This window comes from Pontibacter mangrovi, assembly GCF_006385705.1.
GTDB classification, from domain to species: domain Bacteria; phylum Bacteroidota; class Bacteroidia; order Cytophagales; family Hymenobacteraceae; genus Pontibacter; species Pontibacter mangrovi.
In genome coordinates, this window is the sequence record NZ_VFRQ01000029.1 from 1 (window position 1) to 1,436 (window position 1,436).

The following is a 1,436-nucleotide window of genomic DNA, read 5'->3' on the forward strand; positions in this document are numbered from 1 at the left end:
TAAAGACTGTGGGATTCTTGGGCTACCCGACCATTGCCGTTGTATTGGACACCATCGGTGTCTGACTCCCAAGCTGACAGCGTATGCCCTACGCCCTTATTTCTTATATTAATAGCAGCGTTCACATCCCTATCAAGGGTGTGACCGTTGGCACAAGTCCATTCCCTGTCCGATAGTTGCAGGTCGGTGTTTCGCCAACCGCAAACCCAGCAGTCCTGAGAAGTATAGTTCGGGACTACCTTCTGGAACTCCCGTCCATACCACTTGGACTTGTACTCTAACATCTGAACGAACTGATACCAGCCAGCATCACTGATACTTTTTGCTAACTTGTGGTTCTTGACCATATGCTGCACTTGCAGCCTCTCAACGACAATCGCTTGGTTCTCACGAATGAACTGAGTCGTTAGCTTGTGGTGGAAGTCTTTGCGAGTATTCCTTACTTTCAGGTGCAACCTGGCAAGTTTTAGGGCAGCCTTCCGCCTGTTGCTTCCTCCTTTCCTCTTTCTTGATACAGAGCGCTGCACTTTCCTTAACTGGTAGTGGTATCTGTACAGGTGCTTGGGGTTGTCCACCGCCTGCCCATCAGAGGTGACCACGAAGGAGGTGATGCCAACATCCAAACCTACCACGTTGGTTGCCGGCGGTAGCGGTGCTATATCCATTTCACAGCACAGGGTCACGTACCACCCATCCGCTTCCTTGACAACGCTGGCGGTCTTGATAGACCCAAGCACAGCCTGTGACTTGTGGTACTTCACCTTACCGATTTTCGGTAGTTGTACGCTACAGGTGTTCTCGTGTAGTTTCACACCCTGTTTGTAGGTGAAGCTACGGTACAAGCTTCGTTTGGCGAACCTGGGGAAGCCCTTGCCTTGTTTGAAGAACCCATCGTAGGCCTTGAACAGTCTGTCGGATACCTCTTGCAAGGTCTGCGAGTGAACACACCCTATCCATTCCACGTCCTTAGCGATTGCGGAAAGTTCCTTCTGCATCTGGTTCTTCCCGATGGAAAGTTGATGGTTGGTATATAGTTGTTTCTTGTAGTCCAGGCAAAGGTTGTAGACATATCTGCACGAACCAAGCCACTGTGCGAAAGCCTGTGCTTGCACCTTGGTCGGTTTGAGCTTGAAGCGGTATGTCTTGATTTGGTTCACTGCCTCTTCTGGTCTTCTATGTACTTTTTAACTGTCGCTTCTGAAAGGTGACCCACCGACTCCACGTAGAAGCTTCGTGTCCACAGCGTAGGCAGCTTGCTTTTGAGTTCGGGGAACTCGCTGCGTAGTTTGAACGAAGTGTACCCTTTCAGTTGTGCCACGATGAATTGCGGTGCATCGGCTGGTGACGCTTTCACCAGCAGATGAACGTACTCAGGCATCACTTCCATTTTCTCGATACGCAAACCCAACTCACCGGCTTTCTCCATCAGCAGTTCT

2 protein-coding genes are annotated in these 1,436 nt (G+C 50.3%); both read right to left on the minus strand.

Annotation, left to right across the window (positions count from 1 at the left end):
- Positions 1-1,157, minus strand: a 1,157-nt coding sequence (locus FJM65_RS21080) for an RNA-guided endonuclease InsQ/TnpB family protein (protein ID WP_140624347.1), incomplete at its 3' end; no start/stop codon positions are given.
- Positions 1,154-1,436: IS200/IS605 family transposase (gene tnpA / locus FJM65_RS21085; protein ID WP_140624350.1), on the minus strand; the 283-nt coding region annotated here is incomplete at its 5' end. The genes tnpA and FJM65_RS21080, both read right to left, overlap by 4 nt.